Origin of the sequence: Pseudomonas tructae (assembly GCF_004214895.1) — a bacterium.
GTDB classification, from domain to species: Bacteria; Pseudomonadota; Gammaproteobacteria; order Pseudomonadales; family Pseudomonadaceae; genus Aquipseudomonas; species Aquipseudomonas tructae.
Map to the genome: position 1 here is coordinate 5478489 of NZ_CP035952.1, position 20433 is coordinate 5498921.

At 61.2% G+C, this 20433-nt stretch carries 18 protein-coding genes and 1 tRNA gene; 15 read left to right on the plus strand and 4 right to left on the minus strand.

Translation table 11 applies throughout. The features are described 5' to 3' along the window. Positions 1-46 precede the first annotated feature (46 nt). Positions 47-616: a glycerol-3-phosphate 1-O-acyltransferase PlsY gene (gene plsY / locus EXN22_RS25225; protein ID WP_130266574.1), complete on the plus strand. Its 570-nt coding sequence runs from the start codon at positions 47-49 to the stop codon at positions 614-616. A gap of 26 nt (positions 617-642) precedes the next feature. Here plsY and tsaD read toward each other — a convergent pair whose 3' ends face one another. Then, on the minus strand, positions 643-1668 hold the full coding sequence (tsaD, locus tag EXN22_RS25230) for a tRNA (adenosine(37)-N6)-threonylcarbamoyltransferase complex transferase subunit TsaD (RefSeq protein WP_130266575.1): 1026 nt from the start codon (positions 1666-1668) through the stop codon (positions 643-645). Between the two features lie 201 nt (positions 1669-1869). Between tsaD and rpsU the strand changes: the two genes are divergently transcribed. The 5 genes from rpsU to EXN22_RS25255 all read left to right on the plus strand — a co-directional run bounded on the left by rpsU (position 1870) and on the right by EXN22_RS25255 (position 10236). Further along, positions 1870-2085: a 30S ribosomal protein S21 gene (gene rpsU / locus EXN22_RS25235; RefSeq protein ID WP_002551877.1), complete on the plus strand. Its 216-nt coding sequence runs from the start codon at positions 1870-1872 to the stop codon at positions 2083-2085. 304 nt (positions 2086-2389) lie between these two features. Next, positions 2390-4360, plus strand: a complete 1971-nt coding sequence (dnaG, locus tag EXN22_RS25240) for a DNA primase (RefSeq protein WP_130266576.1) — start codon at positions 2390-2392, stop codon at positions 4358-4360. A gap of 67 nt (positions 4361-4427) precedes the next feature. After that, complete coding sequence (gene rpoD / locus EXN22_RS25245; RefSeq protein ID WP_130266577.1) at positions 4428-6275, plus strand: RNA polymerase sigma factor RpoD; 1848 nt, start codon at positions 4428-4430, stop codon at positions 6273-6275. A gap of 127 nt (positions 6276-6402) precedes the next feature. After that, positions 6403-10146, plus strand: a complete 3744-nt coding sequence (locus EXN22_RS25250) for an EAL domain-containing protein (RefSeq protein WP_130266578.1) — start codon at positions 6403-6405, stop codon at positions 10144-10146. Between the two features lie 13 nt (positions 10147-10159). Then, positions 10160-10236 (plus strand) — tRNA-Ile (locus EXN22_RS25255). Positions 10237-10374: 138 nt separating this feature from the next. On the opposite strand, the gene EXN22_RS25260 is transcribed toward EXN22_RS25255, so the two are convergent. The 3 genes from EXN22_RS25260 to EXN22_RS25270 all read right to left on the minus strand — a co-directional run bounded on the left by EXN22_RS25260 (position 10375) and on the right by EXN22_RS25270 (position 11958). Further along, positions 10375-10779: a type II toxin-antitoxin system HicB family antitoxin gene (locus tag EXN22_RS25260; protein WP_130266579.1), complete on the minus strand. Its 405-nt coding sequence runs from the start codon at positions 10777-10779 to the stop codon at positions 10375-10377. Positions 10780-10843: 64 nt separating this feature from the next. Then, positions 10844-11026, minus strand: coding sequence for a type II toxin-antitoxin system HicA family toxin (locus EXN22_RS25265; RefSeq protein WP_130266580.1), 183 nt, complete (start codon positions 11024-11026; stop codon positions 10844-10846). A 134-nt stretch (positions 11027-11160) separates the two neighbouring features. Further along, a complete protein-coding gene (locus tag EXN22_RS25270) occupies positions 11161-11958 on the minus strand; it encodes an AraC family transcriptional regulator (protein ID WP_130266581.1) in 798 nt (265 codons plus the stop codon). A gap of 84 nt (positions 11959-12042) precedes the next feature. Between EXN22_RS25270 and panB the strand changes: the two genes are divergently transcribed. The 9 genes from panB to pqqB all read left to right on the plus strand — a co-directional run bounded on the left by panB (position 12043) and on the right by pqqB (position 20430). After that, complete coding sequence (gene panB / locus EXN22_RS25275; protein ID WP_130266582.1) at positions 12043-12861, plus strand: 3-methyl-2-oxobutanoate hydroxymethyltransferase; 819 nt, start codon at positions 12043-12045, stop codon at positions 12859-12861. 92 nt (positions 12862-12953) lie between these two features. Further along, complete coding sequence (locus tag EXN22_RS25280) at positions 12954-13415, plus strand: Lrp/AsnC family transcriptional regulator (RefSeq protein WP_130266583.1); 462 nt, start codon at positions 12954-12956, stop codon at positions 13413-13415. Positions 13416-13533: 118 nt separating this feature from the next. After that, a complete protein-coding gene (locus EXN22_RS25285; protein WP_130266584.1) occupies positions 13534-13872 on the plus strand; it encodes a toxin in 339 nt (112 codons plus the stop codon). Between the two features lies 1 nt (position 13873). Next, positions 13874-14188, plus strand: coding sequence for a helix-turn-helix domain-containing protein (locus EXN22_RS25290; protein ID WP_130266585.1), 315 nt, complete (start codon positions 13874-13876; stop codon positions 14186-14188). A gap of 158 nt (positions 14189-14346) precedes the next feature. Next, complete coding sequence (locus tag EXN22_RS25295) at positions 14347-16029, plus strand: flavin monoamine oxidase family protein (RefSeq protein WP_130266586.1); 1683 nt, start codon at positions 14347-14349, stop codon at positions 16027-16029. A gap of 13 nt (positions 16030-16042) precedes the next feature. Further along, positions 16043-16840, plus strand: coding sequence for a carbon-nitrogen hydrolase family protein (locus EXN22_RS25300; RefSeq protein ID WP_130266587.1), 798 nt, complete (start codon positions 16043-16045; stop codon positions 16838-16840). Positions 16841-16878: 38 nt separating this feature from the next. After that, complete coding sequence (gene pqqF, locus EXN22_RS25305; protein WP_130266588.1) at positions 16879-19212, plus strand: pyrroloquinoline quinone biosynthesis protein PqqF; 2334 nt, start codon at positions 16879-16881, stop codon at positions 19210-19212. 167 nt (positions 19213-19379) lie between these two features. Then, entirely contained in the window at positions 19380-19451 is a 72-nt protein-coding gene (pqqA, locus tag EXN22_RS25310; RefSeq protein WP_008365141.1) for a pyrroloquinoline quinone precursor peptide PqqA, read from the plus strand. Between the two features lie 67 nt (positions 19452-19518). Next, positions 19519-20430: a pyrroloquinoline quinone biosynthesis protein PqqB gene (pqqB, locus tag EXN22_RS25315; protein ID WP_130266589.1), complete on the plus strand. Its 912-nt coding sequence runs from the start codon at positions 19519-19521 to the stop codon at positions 20428-20430. Positions 20431-20433 lie beyond the last annotated feature (3 nt).

The following is a 20433-nucleotide window of genomic DNA, read 5'->3' on the forward strand; positions in this document are numbered from 1 at the left end:
GACTTGCGCCGTTAGAATCAGGGCGTCCTCGCCCGGAATGGTTAGCATGTTTTGGTTACTGGCGCTGTGCGCCTACCTGCTCGGCTCTCTGTCCTTTGCCATCGTCCTCAGCCGCCTCAATGGCAGCCCTGACCCGCGCATGAGCGGTTCAGGCAATGCCGGTGCAACCAACATGCTGCGCCTGGCCGGCCGCAAACTGGCGGTCCTGACCCTGCTTGGCGACCTGTGCAAGGGCCTGTTGCCCGTGCTGATCGCCAATCTTGCTGGCCTCGACCTGCAGCAACAGGCCTGGATCGGCTTGTGCGCAGTGATTGGCCATCTGTTCCCGGTGTACTTCCGCTTTCGCGGCGGCAAGGGTGTCGCCACCGCCGCCGGTATGCTGCTGGGGCTTTACCCGCCAGCCGCCCTGCTGGCCATCGGTGCCTGGCTGCTGACCTTCTACCTGACCCGTACCAGCTCGCTGGCGGCGCTGATCGCAACGCCCCTGACCCTGCCGCTGCTGGCCTGGCGCGAGCCCGAAGCACTGTTGCCGATCAGCGTACTGACCGTGCTCATCGTCTGGCGTCACCGCGGCAATCTACGCGACCTTTTCGCCGGACGCGAACGGCATTTCTGAATCCTGCCCATGAGCGCCGCTCAACCTCACAGCGGCGTCAGCTGCTCCATTGGCCAGCGCGCCTGCACGCTGATCGCCAGGCTTTCCTGCTGGCCGGCAACCAGACGCTGGCATCCCGCGTAGGCAATCATTGCGCCGTTGTCGGTGCAAAATTGCGGCCGGGCGTAATACACATTGCCTTTGAGGCCAGCCAGCATGTCTTCCAGCGAGGCACGCAAGGCCTTGTTGGCGCTGACGCCCCCCGCGATCACCAGGCGTTTGAGCCCGGTCTGCTTGAGGGCGCGCTTGCACTTGATGGTCAAAGTGTCCACCACTGCCTGCTGGAAGGCCAGCGACACGTCGCAACGGGTTTGCTCGCCGTCGTCTCCGGCACTCTGGCACTGCTGCCAGGTGTTGAGGGCGAAGGTTTTCAAGCCGCTGAAACTGAAATCCAGCCCCGGACGGTCGGTCATCGGTCGCGGGAACACGAAGCGCCCAGGCACGCCCTGGGTCGCCAGACGGGCGATCTCCGGGCCTCCCGGGTAGGGCAGCCCCATCAGCTTGGCGGTCTTGTCGAACGCTTCGCCGGCAGCGTCATCGAGGCTCTCGCCAAGCAGTTCGTACTGGCCGATGCCATCGACCCGTACCAGTTGGGTATGCCCACCCGACACCAGCAAGGCGACGAACGGAAATTCCGGCGGCTGCTCTTCGAGCATCGGCGCCAGCAGGTGACCTTCCATGTGATGCACACCAAGGGCCGGAATGCCCCAGGCAAAGGCCAGGGCCTGGGCGCAGGAAGCGCCCACCAGCAAGGCGCCAACCAGGCCGGGACCTGCGGTGTAGGCGATGGCATCGATCTCGGTGGCGACGCAGTCGGCTTCAGCCAGCACCTGACGGATCAAGGGCAGCATGCGCTTGACATGATCTCGCGAGGCCAGCTCAGGTACCACTCCACCATAGACGCGGTGCAGGTCGATCTGACTGAACAATGCATCGGCCAAAAGGCCGCGCTCGCTGTCGTATAATGCGACGCCGGTTTCGTCGCAGGATGTTTCCAATCCCAGTACTAGCATGGGTCCGTGCCTTGTTGAGGCTGAATTCGAAGGCGCGCATGATAGTCCCCACTCCCGACGCCGACCAGCGGTTTTCGATCAGAGGCTTTGCATTCCGGTCAGCTAAGGGTTAACATCCGCAACCCTTAAAAACCGACGTTCTCCAGCGCACATTTTTGCCACGAGTTCGTTGACCCCGGTAATGAATGAAGGTAGCTCTGGATGCCAGCCGTCAAAGTTAAAGAGAATGAACCCTTCGACGTAGCTCTGCGTCGTTTCAAGCGCTCCTGCGAAAAAGCCGGTGTTCTGGCTGAAGTTCGTAGCCGCGAATTTTACGAGAAGCCGACTTCTGAGCGTAAGCGCAAAGCAGCAGCCGCTGTTAAACGTCACGCCAAGAAAGTTCAGCGCGAACAGCGCCGCGCCGTTCGTCTGTACTAATACAGACGTTCGTCGCAAGCTTCTGCCTCGCCCGGCCTAAAGCCGGGCTGCCGGCAGTCGTTGTTTGAACCTTTGGCCTTCGGGCCCGAGGCGTCCTGCTGCCTAGCAGCATGGGCAACCTGCCTGAATCGTCAGAACTGGCCGCAACGCCAGCTGTGCACGTCCTTCCTGACGAGCCTTCACCGGCTGCAGACGAGCACGTCTTTCCGAATTTTGTGTTACGCCATTCGACATCGCTCGAATGCGCAGCCGTTCCCGCCGCATTAGCGATTACACTTGCTTATCGCCTGATGATGAGAATGCCATGGCCGGGCTGATTCCCCAGAGTTTTATCGACGACCTGCTAAACCGTACCGACATCGTCGATGTGGTGAGTTCGCGCGTGCAGCTGAAAAAAGCCGGCAAGAACCACACCGCCTGCTGCCCGTTCCACAAGGAAAAAACCCCGTCTTTCAGCGTCAGCCCCGACAAGCAGTTCTACTACTGCTTTGGCTGTGGCGCTGGCGGCAACGCCCTTGGCTTCATCATGGACCACGACAACCTGGACTTTCCCCAGGCCGTCGAGGAACTGGCCAAGGCTGCCGGCATGGAGGTGCCCCGCGAAGAAAGCGGCCGCGCCCACAAACCCCGACAACCCGTCGACTCGCCGCTGTACCCGCTGCTTGAAGCGGCCGCCGAGTTCTATCGCCAGGCATTGCGCAGCCACCCGACACGCAAATCGGCCGTCGACTACCTCAAGGGCCGCGGCCTGTCCGGTGAGATTGCCCGTGATTTCGGCCTGGGTTTCGCCCCGCCTGGCTGGGACAACCTGTTCAAGCACCTGAGCAGCGACACCCTGCAGCAAAAGGCCATGATCGACGCCGGACTGCTGATCGAGAACGCCGAGTCCGGCAAGCGCTACGATCGCTTCCGCGACCGGGTGATGTTTCCGATCCGCGACAGTCGCGGCCGGGTCATCGCCTTCGGTGGCCGGGTCCTGGGCGATGACAAGCCCAAGTACCTGAACTCCCCGGAAACCCCGGTGTTCCACAAGGGCCAGGAGCTGTACGGGCTGTACGAAGCGCGCAAGTTCAACCGCAACCTCGACGAAATCATCGTGGTCGAAGGCTACATGGACGTCATCGCCCTCGCGCAGCAAGGCCTGCGCAACGCGGTGGCAACCCTGGGCACAGCGACCAGCGAAGAACACCTCAAGCGCCTGTTTCGCGTTGTGCCCAGCGTGCTGTTCTGCTTCGACGGCGACCAGGCCGGCCGCAACGCTGCCTGGCGCGCCCTGGAGGCAACGCTTTCAAGCCTGCAGGATGGGCGCAAGGCACGCTTTCTGTTTTTGCCCGAAGGCGAAGACCCGGACACCCTGGTACGCGCCGAGGGCACCGACGCATTCCGCGCCCGCATCAACCAGCACGCGCAGCCGCTGGCCGACTACTTCTTCCAGCAACTGACCGAGGAAGCCGACCCGCGCTCGCTTGAGGGCAAGGCGCATATGGCCACCCTTGCCGCACCGCTGATCGAAAAAGTGCCCGGAGCCAACCTGCGCGCACTGATGCGCAATCGCCTCAAGGAAATCACCGGGCTGGACAACCAGCAGGTCGAACAACTCGCGCACAGCGCGCCGACCCAAGCGCCACCCAGCTACGACCCTGGTATCGATTACGACGCCATCCCCGACTACACGCCGGATTACGGCGATTTTCACCAGCCCGAGTACACACCACCGCAGCAACAATGGGCACCGAACAAGGGCGGCAAGAAAAAATGGGACGGCAAGCCCTGGGACAAGAAGGGTAAACCCTGGGAGCGCAATGGCCAGCGTCAGGATGCGCCGCCACGGGTGCCGGCTTCGGTAGAGCCACCGACCTTGAGCGCCCTGCGCACCCTGCTGCATCACCCGCAACTGGCGAAAAAGGTCGAGGACGCCAGCCACCTGGCCGCCGAAGAACACGTCTATGCGCAACTGCTGGTGGCCCTGCTCGAGGCGTTGCAGAAAAATCCTGAGCTACGCTCATTACAGCTGATCGCCCGCTGGCATGGCACCGAACAGGGCCGCCTGCTCAGGGCATTGGCAGAAAAGGAATGGCTGATCGATGCCGATAACCTTGAACAGCAGTTTTTCGACACCATAACTAGCTTGTCCGCTCGCCAACGCGAGCGCAGCCTGGAACATTTGCTCAGGAAAGCACGTCAAAGTGACTTGAGCGCAGAGGAAAAAAATCAGCTGCGTGACCTGTTAAGCCGTAATGTTCCCGCACAAACCCCGACCTCAACTGGCGCGTGAGGTCCTAGCTCGGGTATAATCCTCGGCTTGTTTTTTGCCCGCCAAGACCTTCAGTGGATAGGGTGTTATGTCCGGAAAAGCGCAACAGCAGTCTCGCATCAAAGAGTTGATCACCCGCGGTCGTGAGCAGGGCTACCTGACTTACGCGGAGGTCAACGACCACCTGCCAGAGGATATTTCAGATCCGGAGCAGGTGGAAGACATCATCCGCATGATCAACGACATGGGGATCAACGTATTCGAGAGTGCTCCGGATGCGGATGCCCTTTTGTTGGCCGAAGCCGACACCGACGAAGCCGCAGCTGAAGAAGCTGCCGCGGCGTTGGCGGCTGTGGAAACCGATATTGGTCGCACGACTGACCCGGTACGCATGTACATGCGTGAAATGGGTACCGTCGAGCTTCTGACCCGCGAAGGCGAGATCGAAATCGCCAAGCGGATCGAAGAAGGTATTCGTGAAGTCATGGGTGCTATCGCCCACTTCCCGGGTACTGTCGAGCACATCCTCTCCGAATACGACCGCGTCACCAGCGAAGGTGGCCGCCTGTCCGACGTCCTCAGCGGTTATATCGACCCGGACGACGGCATTGCGCCGCCTGCCGAAGTGCCGCCGCCCGTCGACCCGAAAGCACCGGCCAAGGCTGAGGCTGACGACGACGAGGAAGAGAAGGAAGGCGACGACGAAGAGGAAGAGACCGAAAGCGGTCCCGATCCTGAAGTCGCTCGTCAGCGTTTCGGCGCCGTTCAGGATCAACTGAACGCGACCCTCAAGGTTCTGAAAAAGAACGGCCGCAGCCACAAGGACAGCCTCAAGGCGATGCTCGATCTGGCTGAGCTGTTCATGCCGATCAAGCTGGTACCCAAGCAGTTCGAAGCGCTGGTTGAGCGCGTTCGTGGCGCCCTGGATCGCCTGCGTCAGCAAGAACGCGCCATCATGCAACTGTGCGTCCGTGACGCCCGCATGCCGCGCGCCGACTTCCTGCGCCTGTTCCCGAGCAACGAAATCGACCAGACCTGGGCCAGCGACCTGGCCAAGCGCAGCACCAAATGGGCTGCCGCCCTGGGTGAGAAAAGCGACGCTATCGTGGCATGCCAGCAGAAGCTGATCGACCTCGAAAGCGAAACCGGCCTGACCATCGCCGAGATCAAGGACATCAACCGTCGCATGTCGATCGGTGAAGCCAAGGCTCGTCGTGCCAAGAAAGAAATGGTCGAGGCCAACCTGCGTCTGGTTATCTCGATCGCCAAGAAATACACCAACCGCGGCCTGCAGTTCCTCGACCTGATCCAGGAAGGCAACATCGGCTTGATGAAGGCGGTGGACAAGTTCGAGTACCGTCGTGGTTACAAGTTCTCGACCTATGCCACCTGGTGGATTCGCCAGGCGATCACCCGTTCGATCGCCGACCAGGCCCGCACCATCCGTATTCCGGTGCACATGATCGAGACGATCAACAAGCTCAACCGTATTTCCCGGCAGATGCTGCAGGAAATGGGTCGCGAACCGACCCCGGAAGAGCTGGGTGAGCGCATGGAAATGCCTGAGGACAAGATCCGCAAGGTATTGAAGATCGCCAAAGAGCCGATCTCCATGGAAACCCCGATCGGTGACGACGAAGACTCGCACCTGGGCGATTTCATCGAAGACTCGACCATGCAGTCGCCAATCGATGTGGCCACGGTCGAAAGCCTCAAGGAAGCGACCCGTGACGTGCTCTCCGGTCTGACCGCACGCGAAGCCAAAGTGCTGCGCATGCGTTTCGGTATCGATATGAACACCGATCACACCCTCGAAGAGGTCGGCAAACAGTTCGACGTGACCCGTGAGCGGATCCGTCAGATTGAAGCCAAGGCGCTGCGCAAGCTGCGCCATCCGACGCGAAGCGAGCATCTGCGCTCCTTCCTCGACGAGTGACGACAAACCCCGGCCCAGGCCGGGGTTTTTCTTTCCGGCGAACGGCGCTTTTAAGCCTTTGCCCACTACCCCGACGCTTGAATGCCCGTCTACACTCGAATCATTCCACCTGTGTGACGAGGCCGTTATGCCCCGAATGCCGGCCCTTCTGTTGGCTCTCCTGCTCGTCTGGAGTGCAACGGCCGGCGCCCTGACCCTGACTGACGAAGAACAAGCCTGGCTCAGCGCGCATCCGCAGTTGCGTCTAGGCATCGATGCATCCTGGCCACCATTTGAATACCGGGACCAGGACGGTCGCTACCAGGGATTGGCCGCCGACTACATAGCCCTTATCCAGGAACGCCTGGGTGTGCAGTTCAAGCCGATCGAACCGATCAGCTGGACCGCCGTCCTTGAACAGGCACACCAGAACAAGCTCGACCTGTTGCCCGGCATCATGTCGACCCCCGAGCGCCAGAGCTTCCTGGCCTTTACCCGCCCCTACCTGGATTTCCCGATCGTTATCCTGGCCCATGAAGGTGGCCCGCAACCGCGCACGATCAAGGACCTGTACGGTTTGAAAATCGCCGTGGTGGAAAACTACGCGCCCCATGAACTGCTGCGCACCCATCACCCGGACCTCAACCTGGTGGCCTTGCCCAACGTCAGTTCGGCATTGCAGGCACTGGCGACCGATGAAGTGGACGCTGTGGTGGGCGACCTGGCCTCGAGCATCTGGAGCCTGCGCCAGCTCAAGCTCGATGGTCTGTATGTCAGTGGTGAAACGCCCTACCGCTATCAACTGGCAATGGCTGTGCCACGCCCGCAGAAAATCCTGGTTGGCATCCTCGACAAGGTCATGGCCGACATGACCCCAGAAGAAATCAGCAATATTCAGGAGCGCTGGGTCGGCAAGGTGCTCGATCACCGCACGCTCTGGTACGACCTGTTGATCTACGGCCTGCCTGCCCTGCTGTTGATGGTGGCGATCCTGGCCGCAGTGATCCGTGTCAATCGCCGTCTGAGTTCGGAAATTTCCCGGCGCATCGCCCTGGAACAGGAACTGCGCAGCAGCGAGTATCACTACCGTGGGCTGATCGAAAGCCTTTCAGCCATTGCCTGGGAAGCCGACGCCAACGATTTTACCTACAGCTACGTCTCGCCCCATGCCGAAGACCTGTTGGGGTATCCCTTGAACCAATGGCTGCGCCCAGGCTTCTGGCGCAGCATCATTCACCCGGACGACGCACTCTGGGCCCAGGCCTATTGCGATAGCGAGACTGCCGCCGGGCGCGACCACAGCCTGGACTACCGGGTGATTCGCGCCGATGGTCGCAGCCTTTGGGTACGCGACATCGTCAGCCTGATCGAGCACGGGCACAAACCGGTGATGCGCGGGCTGATGATCGATATCAGCGAAACCAAGAATGCCGAGGAAGCCCTGCGTCTGTCAGAACAGAAGTTCGCCTCGGTTTTCCAGCAATGCCCGGACATCCTGGTCATTGCCCGCCTCAGCGACGGTTGCTTACTGGAGGTCAACGAGGCCTTCGAAGAGCAGATCGGCCTGAGCCCGGCGCAAGTGCTGGGCCGCACCGCGACCGAGCTTAATATCTGGGGGATCGACGGCGTAGGCCCCGACCTGCTCAAGCGTTTGCAGGCAGGCAGCATCCGCAACCTGGAAATGCTCTTCCGGCGCAGCAATGGCCAGGTGTTCACCGGCCTGACCTCTGCCGAGACCTTCCAGCTCGACAGCACCCCCGCACTGGTCGTTGCAGTACGCGATATCAGCCAGCTCAAAGAGACCCAGGAGCAGTTGCAAACCTCCGAAGAGAAGTTTGCCAAAGCCTTCCACGCCTCCCCCGATGGCCTGCTGCTGTCGCGCCAGAGTGACGGGCTACTGATCGAAGTGAACGAGGGTTTCTGCCGCCTGACCGGTTTCGACACCCACATGTCACTGGACCACACCGCGCTGGACCTGGGTATCTGGGTCGACCTCAACGAACGTCGCCGACTGCTGGAGATGCTCCAGCGCGATGGTTTCGTACGTGACTTCAGCTGCCATATCCGCCGCAGTGACGGTCAGATCCGCTTGTGCGAACTGTCTGCCAGGCCGCTGCCGATCGCTGGCGTCGACTGCATGCTGACCATTGCCAGGGATATTACCGAACGCCATCTGATGCAAGAAAAGCTGCAACTGGCTGCCACAGTGTTCGAGAACACCGCCGAGGGCGTGCTGATCACCGACACCGACCAACGCATCAGTGCGGTCAACCGTGCCTTTAGTGAAATCACTGGCTACAGCGAGTTCGAAACCCTGGGCCAGACCCCGCGCCTGCTGGCGTCTGGTCAGCATGACAGCGCCTTTTACGTGGCCATGTGGCACCAACTGACCGCTGAAGGTCATTGGCAAGGCGAGATCCACAACCGCCGCAAGAACGGCGAGATCTACCCCTGCTGGCTCACCATCAGCGCGGTACGCAACACAGAGCGGGTCATTACCCACTTTGTCGCGGTGTTCGCCGACATTTCCAGCCTCAAGCATGCCCAGGCCAAGCTCGACTACCAGGCCCATCATGACCCGCTCACCGGCCTGCCCAACCGTACGCTGTTCGAAAGTCGCCTGCAGGCTGCGCTCAATTGCGCCCAGGCGTCACAGCGCCAGGGTGCGGTGCTGTTTCTCGACCTTGATCGCTTCAAGCACATCAACGACAGCCTCGGCCATCCGGTCGGCGACCTGCTGCTCAAGGGCATCGCCCAGCGCCTCAAGGAACAGGTGCGCGACATCGACACCGTGGCGCGCCTGGGTGGCGACGAGTTCATCATCCTGCTGCCCGGCCTGCACCAGCCCAGCGATGCCGAGCATATCGCGCACAAGCTGCTGGCCTGCTTCGGTGCACCGTTCCAGGCTGGTGAGCACGAGTTCTTCACCAGCGCCAGCATCGGCACCAGCCTCTACCCACAGGACGGCACCGACGTCGCCTCACTGATCCGCAACGCCGATGCAGCCATGTACCGCTCCAAAGCCAAGGGGCGTAACCGGGTCGAGTCCTACACCCGTGACCTTACCGCCCAGGCCAGCGAGCGCATCGCCCTGGAGCACGAACTGCGCCGGGCCATCGAGCGCAATGAGCTGAGCCTGTGCTACCAACCCAAGTTCAGCCTCAAGACCCAGAGCCTGGTAGGCGCCGAAGCGCTGATCCGCTGGAGCCACCCGACTTTTGGCGACGTGCCACCGGAGCACTTCATCCCGCTGGCCGAAGAGAACGGCATGATCCTGCAACTGGGCGACTGGGTGCTCGAACAAGCCTGCCGGCAAATGCAGGACTGGAAACACAACTACATGGCGTTCGGCCCGTTATCGGTCAACCTGGCCGGCGCCCAGCTGCGCCAGCCAAGCCTGGTCAAACGCATCGAACAGCTGCTCAGAACCCACCAGCTCAAGGCTGGCGACCTACAACTGGAGATCACCGAGAACTTCATCATGAGCCAGGCCGAAGAAGCCCTGGCCATCCTCCATCAACTCAAGCACCTGGGGGTGCAACTGGCGATCGACGACTTTGGCACTGGCTATTCCTCACTGAGCTACCTCAAGCGCCTGCCGCTGGACATCCTCAAGATCGACCAGTCGTTCATCCGCGGCCTGCCCGATGACCCTCACGACGCTGCCATCGCCCGCGCCATCATCGCCCTGGGGCGCAGCATGCAGCTGACCATCATTGCCGAAGGCGTCGAAAGCCAGGCCCAGCAGAGATTTCTCGCGGCGGAGGGCTGCGAGCAGATCCAGGGCTACATCGTCAGCCTGCCGCTGCCGGCCAGCGAATTTGCCGAGACGTTCCTTCGCATAGCACTTTCAGATCTTTCGGATAGCACAGCCTGGAAACCCTCGTTATAATCCGCGTCCACTGGGGCCTATAGCTCAGTTGGTTAGAGCAGGGGACTCATAATCCCTTGGTCGCAGGTTCGAGTCCTGCTGGGCCCACCACCTTCAAAGCCGCGCACTGCGCGGCTTTTGTCGTTTTTGGGAAAGCTGAAAGGCTGACCATTTCGCTCCAGTGTCCACAAAGCGTCCACACAGGCGCTCAGCGATTCAGAGGCCCCTGCTTTTTCCGTCACATCCTCCTCACGCCTCCTGTAAGACTCGAAGCGCAGCTGATGCCAGAAAACCCGATCGGCTTTTCTGTTCGGGATGATTCTTTACATAGCTATCGATGCGCTGCAGCAGGAACTCCGGCAGAGACGCATTGAACCGCACTGACTTGCCCAAGTACGGCGTCACATCAAAATCAACGACTGCCCACACACCGCCCGCATAGTCGGGATTATCGATATGGACATCAATAGCCTGGCCCTGAGGCAGTGGCTCCTCGTCGGCGACCAGTGACTCGAAGTGCAGGGCCAAAGCCTCCTGGACATTGTCCAGCGCTTCTTCGACGGTTGTACCTGAAGAGAAGCAGCCCGCAACATCCGGCACAATCACGCCATAGTCTGAATCGGGGTCTTTATGAATGACGACTGGAAATTTCATGAGCGCTCCTGAAGGAGAAGTGTTCCCCAGCCCCTCAAGGGTGGCTGTTTGATAGCTGCCAGCCTCACTTGAGGCCAGCGGTTTTCAATATGTTGTTCAGCGTCCCTTTCGGTAAATCGCTCTTGGGATGCGGGACTGTCACCCTGCCGGGTCTGGTTGGATGCTTGAAGTGGTGGTGACTACCTCTCACCCCGACCTCTTGCCATCCATCCGCCTCAAGTAACGCGATAATCTCCCTACTTCGCATGCAGTCTCCTCGCGCCCAATCGTGTGTAAATTACACACCGCGATAAACTACAACAAGAAATCTATACACACGATACACAATCATGTCAATTTATTAGGGGCAGATGAATCGCCCTTTGCCAACCTGACACACTGTCAGCTACGCAGCTCAGCAGCCCACAACCCTGGCGTCTTGCCATAGTGACGCTGAAACAACGCAATGAATGCCGACACCGAGTCGTAGCCCAGCTCGTTGGCCAGCGCCGTGACACTCATGCCCTGGGCCAGCAACGGCAACGCCGCCAGCAGGCGCAGGCGTTGGCGCCATTCGCGGAACGACAACTGCGTCTGCGCCTGGAACAGCCGCACCAGGGTGCGCCGCGAAGCGCCGACCTGCTGCGCCCAGTCTTCAATGCTGCGGTTGTCTGCAGGGTTGGCCTGTAAGGCTTCACTGATACGCCGCAAGCGTGGGTCACTGGGCAGCGGCAGGCCGAACGGCGCTTCGGGTAATTCGCGTAACTCATCGACCAACACCTGCAGCAGCCGCGCCTGGGCGCCTTGCGCAGGATATTCAGGCGCAAAGCTGCTGGCCTTGGCGATCAGCTCGCGCACCAGCGGCGTGACTTGCAGCACGCCACAAGGACGCTGGTAGCCATTGAGCAGCGAGTCGTCCAGGTACAGCCCGCGAAATTCGATGGCCTGCTCGCTATAGGCGGTGTGCTCGACCCCCGCAGGTATCCACAACGCACATTGCGGCGGCAACAGGTAGCTGTGGTGCTCGGTAACCACCTGCATGATTCCGGCGCTGGCGTAGGTGAACTGCACCCAGGGATGTCTGTGCATCTGCACCCGATGACCGGCCGGGATGACAAACATGCGCCGGTAAACCGGGCCCGGCAGCTGCTGGCAGTCCAGCAGCGGCGGCACTTCACTGGTTTGTCTCGTTGACGGCACCACCTGTCTCCTTTGCTCAAGTGAGCCAACAAAGGCCGATGATAGCCTGCGCCCGGCTTCGTTGAACAACCCTTGGAGAGACCGATGAGCAGCCATGTGCGTGAAAACCGTTTGAGCGTGCCCGCCATCCAGCAGCGCAAAGGCGCTGGCAACCTGGTGGTACTGACCGCCTACAGCATGCCAATGGCGCGCTGGGTAGATGCCGAGGCTGACGTGATCATCGTTGGCGACTCGGTGGGCATGGTCCTGTACGGCATGCCCAGCACCCTGGGGGTCACCCTGGACATGATGATTGCCCACGGCCAGGCAGTGATGCGTGGCTCTCAGCGTGCCTGTGTAGTGATCGACCTGCCATTCGGCAGTTACCAGGCCTCGCCCGAACAGGCATTCCTCAGTGCCGCCCGACTGCTGCGCGAGACCGGTGCCCAGGGCGTCAAGCTTGAAGGCGGCGAAGAACTGGCCGAGACCGTAGAATTTCTCACCCGCCGTGGGGTTCCGGTAATGGCCCATGTTGGATTGATGCCGCAGCAGGTCAACTGCCTGGGCGGTTTCAAGGCCCAGGGCCGCGATGAGCAGAGTGCCACGAAAGTGCGCCAGGATGCCCTGGCCATGCAGGCTGCGGGCGCTTTTTCGGTGGTGCTGGAAGGCATCGCCGAACCTCTGGCCCGGCGTCTGAGCGAGGAACTGGCAATCCCTACCATCGGTATCGGTGCTTCGCCTGCCTGTGATGGCCAGGTGCTGGTTACTGAAGACCTACTTGGCCTGTTCGGCGAATACCAACCACGCTTCGTCAAACGTTTTGCCGACCTGCAGCCGCAAATTGCCCAGGCCCTGGCAAGCTATGCCCGGGAAGTGCGCGACGGCAGTTTTCCCCAGGCCGAGCACTGCTTCAAGGCCCGTTGAGCACGGGCGCCTTGCCCAAGGGTGAGGGCAATGGATAGGCTATCGCGCTTATTCCATGAGCCGCGCAACGCGGCTCTCGCCAGAGAGTGCCCATGTCCGCCAGCCGCCCCGTCGCCCTCGACGAAATCGATCGTCAGTTGATCTCGCTGCTGCAGATCAACGCCCGCGAAAGTGTTGCCACCCTCGCCCGGCAACTGGGCATCGCGCGCACCACGGTGACCTCGCGCCTGGCCCGCCTGGAAAAGACCAAGGTCATCAGCGGTTACGGCGTGCGCCTGGGCCAGCGCTTGATCGACGGCGGTCTGCAAGCCTATGTCGGAATCAAGGTGCAGCCACGCTCGGGCAAGGACGTGGTCCGGCGCCTGAGCACCATGGGCCAAGTGCAGCAATTATGCGCAGTCAGTGGCGAGTTCGACTACGTCGCCTGGCTGCGCAGCGATTCACCCGAGCAACTGGACCAGTTGCTCGATCAGATCGGCAGCGTTGAAGGGGTGGAGAAAACCACCACCTCGATCATTCTCAGCAGCAAGGTGGATCGCGGCCAGCCGGTTTGAAACACCAGGCAATCATCCACCCGGATGAGCCGTTGTCACACGTATAGGCTGGTGACAGCCACACCGCTTGACGGTGGAGGATAACGCCCACAGACTATACGCAGGTAACGTATAAAAGATGGAAGCCCTTTTTGTCGAACTACCGGCCTTTGCTCGCTACCGTTGCGACTACCTGGATGACCAGGCTTTCAGGGCCTTGCAGTTCATCCTGCTGCTCAACCCCCACGCGGACTCGGTCATTCAGGGCACAGGCGGCCTGCGCAAGATGCGCTTCGCCGATGAACAGCGGCATAAGGGAAAACGCGGCGGCACGCGGGTGATCTACTACTGGTGGAACAGTGGTCAGCAGTTCTGGTTGTTCACCTTGTATGGCAAGGATCAGCAAGACGACCTGAGCGCGGCTCAACGCCAGTTGCTCAAACAGATGCTCGATCAGGAAATCGAGGCGAGGACATAAAATGACGCGCAATATTTTTTCCGAACTGAACGAAGGCTTCGATGCCCTTGCCCAGGAGCGTCAAGGCAAATTGACCCTGCGCTCGCACAAGCTGCAGCTCACCGAGCTGATGGACGTTTGCGCCGAAGAGCTCGTAGCGATTCGCGAACGGCTCAACATGTCCCGTGCGGTATTTGCCATGTACCTGCGCACCAACGTTCGTACGCTGGAAAACTGGGAACAGGGAAGAGCTCGCCCCAATGCCCAGGCAATGACCTTGATTCGATTGGTGGAAAAATACCCGGAAACCGTCGAGCATTTGGCTGCACTCACCTGACCCGTCATTCAGCAGCATTTCTTCGTCATAACGACAAAAATAAAACAAAAACGACGACACTCTGCATCTTAATAACGTAATCCCCACCCCCTAGAATGACCGCCAGCGTTTTCTATACTCAAGCTCCGCACCCCGCGCAGCGCCTGGCAAGGTCACCTATGAACAAGAACAATCGCCACCCCGCCGACGGCAAGAAACCCATCACCATTTTTGGCCCGGACTTCCCGTTCGCTTTTGACGACTGGATTGAACACCCCGCAGGTCTGGGCAGCATCCCGGTTGAACGCCATGGCGAGGAAGTGGCGATCGTCGGCGCCGGCATTGCCGGGCTGGTGGCAGCCTACGAATTGATGAAACTGGGCCTCAAGCCTGTAGTGTACGAAGCCTCGAAAATGGGCGGCCGCCTGCGTTCGCAAACCTTCGAGGGCACCGACGGGATCATTGCCGAGCTGGGTGGCATGCGCTTTCCAGTGTCGTCTACGGCGTTCTATCACTATGTCGACAAGCTTGGCCTTCAAACCAAGCCCTTCCCCAACCCGCTGACACCCGCCTCGGGTAGCACGGTCATTGACCTGGAAGGCCAGACCCACTACGCAGAAAAGCTGTCCGACCTGCCCAAGCTGTTCCAGGAAGTGGCCGACGCCTGGGCCGATGCCCTGGAAGACGGCTCCCGCTTTGGCGATATCCAGCAAGCCATCCGTGACCGTGATGTGCCGCGCCTGAAAGAGCTGTGGAACACTCTGGTACCGTTGTGGGACGACCGTACTTTCTACGACTTCGTCGCCACTTCCAAAGCCTTCGCCAAGCTCAGTTTCCTGCACCGCGAAGTGTTCGGCCAGGTCGGCTTCGGCACCGGCGGCTGGGATTCGGATTTTCCCAACTCGATGCTGGAAATCTTCCGCGTGGTCATGACCAACTGCGACGACCACCAGCACCTGGTGGTCGGCGGCGTCGAGCAGGTGCCACTGGGCATCTGGCGCCACGTGCCGGAGCGATGCGCCCACTGGCCGGCCGGCACCAGCCTGAGCTCGCTGCACCGCGGCGCGCCACGCCCTGGAGTGAAGAGCATTGCCCGTGACAGCGACGGGCGCCTGGCGGTGACTGATAACTGGGGCGACACCCGCCATTACGCCGCCGTGCTGACCACCTGCCAGAGCTGGCTGCTCACCACCCAGATCGAGTGCGAAGAATCGCTGTTCTCGCAGAAGATGTGGATGGCCCTGGACCGTACCCGCTACATGCAGTCGTCGAAGACCTTCGTCATGGTCGACCGGCCATTCTGGAAGGACAAGGACCCACAGACCGGCCGCGACCTGATGAGCATGACCCTGACCGACCGCCTGACCCGTGGCACTTATCTGTTCGACAACGGCGACGACAAGCCCGGGGTGATCTGCCTGTCCTACTCGTGGATGAGCGATGCGTTGAAGATGCTCCCGCATCCGGTGGAAAAGCGCGTCAAGCTGGCCCTCGACGCCCTGAAGAAGATCTACCCCAAAGTCGATATCGCCGGGCACATCATCGGCGACCCGATCACCGTGTCCTGGGAAGCCGACCCGCACTTCCTCGGCGCCTTCAAGGGCGCGCTACCCGGCCATTACCGCTACAACCAGCGCATGTACGCGCACTTCATGCAGCAAGACATGCCGGCTGAACAACGCGGTATCTTCATTGCCGGTGACGATGTGTCCTGGACCCCGGCCTGGGTCGAAGGTGCGGTACAGACTTCGCTCAATGCGGTGTGGGGTATCATGAATCACTTCGGTGGGCAGACCCACCCGGACAACCCAGGCCCGGGCGATGTGTTCCACGAGATCGGACCGATCGCCCTGGCCGACTGACGGGAGAATCACCATGCGCATCGCCCTGTTCCAAGGCGAACCGCAACCACTGGACGTCCCCGGCAATCTCGAGCGCCTGCACCAGCAGGCGCAACTGGCCGCAGCGCGCGGCGCCGAGTTGCTGGTGTGTCCGGAGATGTTTCTCAGCGGTTACAACATCGGCAGCGAAGCCGTGGCACGTCTGGCCGAGGCCGAAGACGGCCCCTCGGCCATGGCCGTGGTGGAAATAGCCCAGAGTCATCGCATCGCCATTGCCTACGGCTACCCGGAGCTGGCTGAGGACGGCCAGGTCTTCAACAGCGTGCAGTTGATCGACGCCCATGGCAGCAGCCTGTGCAACTACCGCAAGACCCATCTGTTCGGAGGCCTGGACCGGGCGATGTTCAGCCCCGGGCCAGACCACTTTCCGGTGGTCGAGCTCAACGGCTGGCGCCTGGGCCTGCTGATTTGCTACGACATCGAGTTCCCGGAAAACGCCCGACGCCTGGCCCTGGCCGGGGCCGAGCTGATCCTGGTGCCGACGGCGAACATGGTGCCCTTCGACTTCATTGCGCAGATCACCGTGCGCGCCCGCGCGTACGAGAACCAGTGCTATCTGGTGTATGCCAACTATTGCGGCAGCGAAGGCGAGATCCACTATTGCGGACAGAGCAGTATCGTCAGCCCGGATGGCAGCATCCTGGCCATGGCCGGCCGCGACAGCGCATTGCTGAGCGCGGACCTGGAACTGCAGCAAGTGCACCAAGGGCGAGCCAACACCCCCTACCTGCATGACCTGCGCCCCGCGCTCTACCGTACGGCAGGTCAATAATCCGCTAGCATGACGGTTCTCTTATCTGCGGAACTGTCATGCCCAGCGCCCTTCGCCTCCTGACCCTCGACAATGGCCTGCAGGTCACCCTGCGCCACGCCCCGCGGCTCAAGCGCTGCGCTGCGGCGGTGCGGGTCCGGGCCGGCAGCCATGACGCACCACCGGCATGGCCGGGCCTGGCGCACTTTCTCGAACACCTGTTTTTTCTCGGCAATCAACGCTTCGCCCTGGAAGACGGCCTGATGCGCTACGTGCAGCATCACGGCGGCCAAGTGAATGCCAGCACCCGTGAACGCACCACCGAGTTCTTCTTCGAAGTGCCGCCAGCAGCCTTTTCTGGTGGCCTCGAGCGCCTGTGCGAGATGCTTGCGCACCCTTGCTTGGAGCTTGAACGGCAAGTGCGTGAACGGGAAGTGATCCATGCCGAGTTCATTGCCTGGTCGCGCAACCCTCAAGCACAGCGGCAGTTTGCGTTGCTTCAGAGCGCAGGCAGTGATCATCCGCTGAGCGCTTTTCATGCGGGTAACCGTTACAGCTTGCAGGTTCGAAGCCAGGCGTTCCAGGCGGCGCTACGGGATTTTCACCGGTTGTTCTATCACGCCGGGCAAATCACCTTGAGCCTGAGCGGACCACAAAGCCTCGACGCACTGGAGTCTCTGGCGCACCAAAACGCGCAAGTGTTCAGAGCCGGGACGCAAGTGCAGCAATCACTACCGCCGAGTTTCAACAGCCAAGCTCCGCTACGGCTTCAAAGCGAGCGGCAACTGGATGTGCTGTATCCGTGCGAGCAGCTTTGCGCAGGCTTTGAACACGCTATCGACTTTCTTACGACCTGGCTAAGCAACACCCAGCCTGGCGGCTTTCCGGCGACCCTGCGAGAGCGAGATTGGCTGGCACAGTTCGCATTTTGCTCACTCTACAGTTTTGCCGGCCAGACCCTGCTGCATGCAGGCATGACACTCACAGATGCCGCCGATGCCGAGCAGGCGTATGCACTGCTGGGCGACTGGCTGGCGTTCTTGCGAACGACTGACTTGAGCAGCATCAATCAGGAATATGGCCGCTTGCAGCAGTGCCGCGAACTCAGCGCCGGCGCAGTGGAACTGGCGCGCCGGGATAGCGCCGGGCAACCCTTCCGGGCACTGGACGAGCAAGGGCTCGCGGCGCTTGGGTTGATACTCAGGACAATGCTCGATGGCCAGCTGCACACAGCCAGCGAGCCTTGGCGGCTGCCCCCGGCCAATCCGTTGCTCAACGTTACACCTGTGACCGTTCCCGCAACCGCCGCTCCCGAGGGGCTGACCCTGTCCTCCTTGTTACCGTCGACACGTCAGCACGGTGTTATCTACTTGCGTTGGCAACTGGCCTCGGCCTTGCGCGTGCGACTCTGGCAGGTACTGGATCGTGGGCTGCAAGCCCTGCGCGAACAGGCGGCGCAAGCAGGTGTGCAGGTGCAATTGAGCAGCTGCGACCGATACTGGCAATTGCGCTGTGCCGGCAACGGCGCCGTGGTGGTCGCAGTTGTCGAACAGGCACTGGCAATTTTGCGGCACCCCTGCAGCCAAAGCTGGACTCCCGGCACTGCCGAGCAGCCCGACGCCATGCCGATCCGTGCCCTGCTCCGGCAACTCCCGGAGCAACTGCTCGGCCGCGTCGACGAAGCGTTGCCGGCCTGTACCATCAGCCAGAGCGATCTTGACTCACTGTGGGAGTACTCAACCTGGAACGGGCTCGCGACCGGCTTCAGTGCCACCGAGCAGTCGGCACTGAACCGCGCCCTGGGCAAGGTGCCTGGGCGCGCAGGACAGCATCCGCCCGCCAGGATCGCAGCGGTGCGGCGCTGGCGAACCTTGCCGCCAGCCACCAGCGAACAGGCACTGCTGCTGTTTTGCCCAGTCGCCGATCAAGCCACAGGGCGGTTGCTTGCCCAGCATTTGCAAGGGCCCTTCTATCAACGGCTGCGGGTCGAATTGAATCTGGGCTACGCAGTCTTCAGCGCCTTTCGTCAGATCGAGGGCTGCAATGGCCTGCTGTTCGGCGTGCAATCGCCATCGGCCAGCCACGCCGAAATCATCGGACATATCCAGACAATGCTGGATGACCTGGCCAATCAGCTAAGCTGCACTGACACGGATAAACAGGCGCTGGCCGCGCAGTTCAACGAACCGGCCATGGCCAACCATGATGTGGCCGAATGGGCCTGGCAGGCGCATTTGGCAGGCAATCATCAAGCGCGGCTGAGCGATCTGCACGCAGCGATCCTGGCACTGGATACGCTACAGCTGCAACGCCTGGCCCGCCAGGCAAGCCAGGCCGAACAAGGCTGGTTGTGCCTGGCCAACGGCCCGGCACCTGGCGCACACTGGCACTGACACTGACGATTCTTACCGTAACGGTAAGGGCGTTTATCGTAGATTTAACCTTTCAGCACGTATTTTTTTAGTAAGATAGCGCAATCTCAGCTACGGGAACCTCTGATCTACAGGGAGGACCAAGTCAGTAGCTGTCAAACCCAGCCCCAACCGGAAGGAGTAATCCCATGTGGACCAAACCTGCTTACACTGACCTGCGTATCGGCTTTGAAGTGACCATGTATTTCGCAAGCCGCTGAGCCTGCTTGCGGTACAACGCCTCGGTCCGCCGGGGCGTTTTTATTTCAGGACGCGGCAGGAGTGGCCATGTATATCCAGATTCTAGGTTCCGCTGCCGGTGGCGGGTTTCCACAGTGGAACTGCAACTGCGCAAATTGCCAGGGCTTTCGCGACGGCAGCTTGCGCGCCACGGCGCGAACCCAGTCATCGATCGCCCTGTCTGACGACGGTCTCCACTGGGTGCTGTGCAATGCCTCGCCGGATATCCGCGCGCAACTGCAAGGCTTCGCCCCAATGCAACCGGCCCGCGCCCTGCGCGACACCGGGATCAACGCCATCGTTTTGCTCGACAGCCAGATCGACCACACCACCGGCCTGCTCAGCCTGCGCGAGGGCTGCCCGCACCAGGTCTGGTGTACCGAGATGGTCCATCAGGATCTGAGCACCGGCTTTCCGCTGTTCACTATCCTCAGCCACTGGAACGGCGGCCTGCAATGGAACCGCATCGAGCTCGAAGGCAGTTTCGTCATCGACGCCTGCCCGAACCTGCGCTTCACCCCCTTCCCGCTGCGCAGCGCGGCACCACCCTACTCGCCGCACCGCTTCGACCCACACCCGGGCGACAACCTCGGGCTGATGGTCGAGGACCTGCGCACCGGCGGTAAGCTGTTCTATGCCCCTGGCCTGGGCCAGGTCGATACCAATCTGCTGCAGATGATGGCCGAAGCCGACTGCCTGCTGGTCGACGGCACCCTGTGGGAGGATGATGAAATGCAGCGCCGTGGCGTCGGCACCCGCACTGGCCGCGAGATGGGCCACCTGGCGCAGAACGGCCCGGGCGGCATGCTCGAGGTGCTGGACGGTTTCAGGCGCCAGCGCAAGGTGCTTATCCACATCAACAACACCAACCCGATTCTCGATGAGGATTCGGCCGAACGCGCCGAATGCGTACGCCGCGGCGTCGAAGTCGCCTTCGACGGTATGAGCATCACCCTCTAGGAG

Excerpts from the sequence above, each read along its gene's own strand:
- plsY (WP_130266574.1), top strand. The coding sequence starts at position 47 with ATGTTTTGGTTACTGGCGCTGTGCGCCTACCTGCTCGGCTCTCTGTCC.
- tsaD (WP_130266575.1), bottom strand. The coding sequence starts at position 1,668 with ATGCTAGTACTGGGATTGGAAACATCCTGCGACGAAACCGGCGTCGCA.
- rpsU (WP_002551877.1), top strand. The coding sequence starts at position 1,870 with ATGCCAGCCGTCAAAGTTAAAGAGAATGAACCCTTCGACGTAGCTCTG.
- dnaG (WP_130266576.1), top strand. The coding sequence starts at position 2,390 with ATGGCCGGGCTGATTCCCCAGAGTTTTATCGACGACCTGCTAAACCGT.
- rpoD (WP_130266577.1), top strand. The coding sequence starts at position 4,428 with ATGTCCGGAAAAGCGCAACAGCAGTCTCGCATCAAAGAGTTGATCACC.
- EXN22_RS25250 (WP_130266578.1), top strand. The coding sequence starts at position 6,403 with ATGCCCCGAATGCCGGCCCTTCTGTTGGCTCTCCTGCTCGTCTGGAGT.
- EXN22_RS25260 (WP_130266579.1), bottom strand. The coding sequence starts at position 10,779 with ATGAAATTTCCAGTCGTCATTCATAAAGACCCCGATTCAGACTATGGC.
- EXN22_RS25265 (WP_130266580.1), bottom strand. The coding sequence starts at position 11,026 with ATGCGAAGTAGGGAGATTATCGCGTTACTTGAGGCGGATGGATGGCAA.
- panB (WP_130266582.1), top strand. The coding sequence starts at position 12,043 with ATGAGCAGCCATGTGCGTGAAAACCGTTTGAGCGTGCCCGCCATCCAG.
- EXN22_RS25280 (WP_130266583.1), top strand. The coding sequence starts at position 12,954 with ATGTCCGCCAGCCGCCCCGTCGCCCTCGACGAAATCGATCGTCAGTTG.
- EXN22_RS25285 (WP_130266584.1), top strand. The coding sequence starts at position 13,534 with ATGGAAGCCCTTTTTGTCGAACTACCGGCCTTTGCTCGCTACCGTTGC.
- EXN22_RS25290 (WP_130266585.1), top strand. The coding sequence starts at position 13,874 with ATGACGCGCAATATTTTTTCCGAACTGAACGAAGGCTTCGATGCCCTT.
- EXN22_RS25295 (WP_130266586.1), top strand. The coding sequence starts at position 14,347 with ATGAACAAGAACAATCGCCACCCCGCCGACGGCAAGAAACCCATCACC.
- EXN22_RS25300 (WP_130266587.1), top strand. The coding sequence starts at position 16,043 with ATGCGCATCGCCCTGTTCCAAGGCGAACCGCAACCACTGGACGTCCCC.
- pqqF (WP_130266588.1), top strand. The coding sequence starts at position 16,879 with ATGCCCAGCGCCCTTCGCCTCCTGACCCTCGACAATGGCCTGCAGGTC.
- pqqB (WP_130266589.1), top strand. The coding sequence starts at position 19,519 with ATGTATATCCAGATTCTAGGTTCCGCTGCCGGTGGCGGGTTTCCACAG.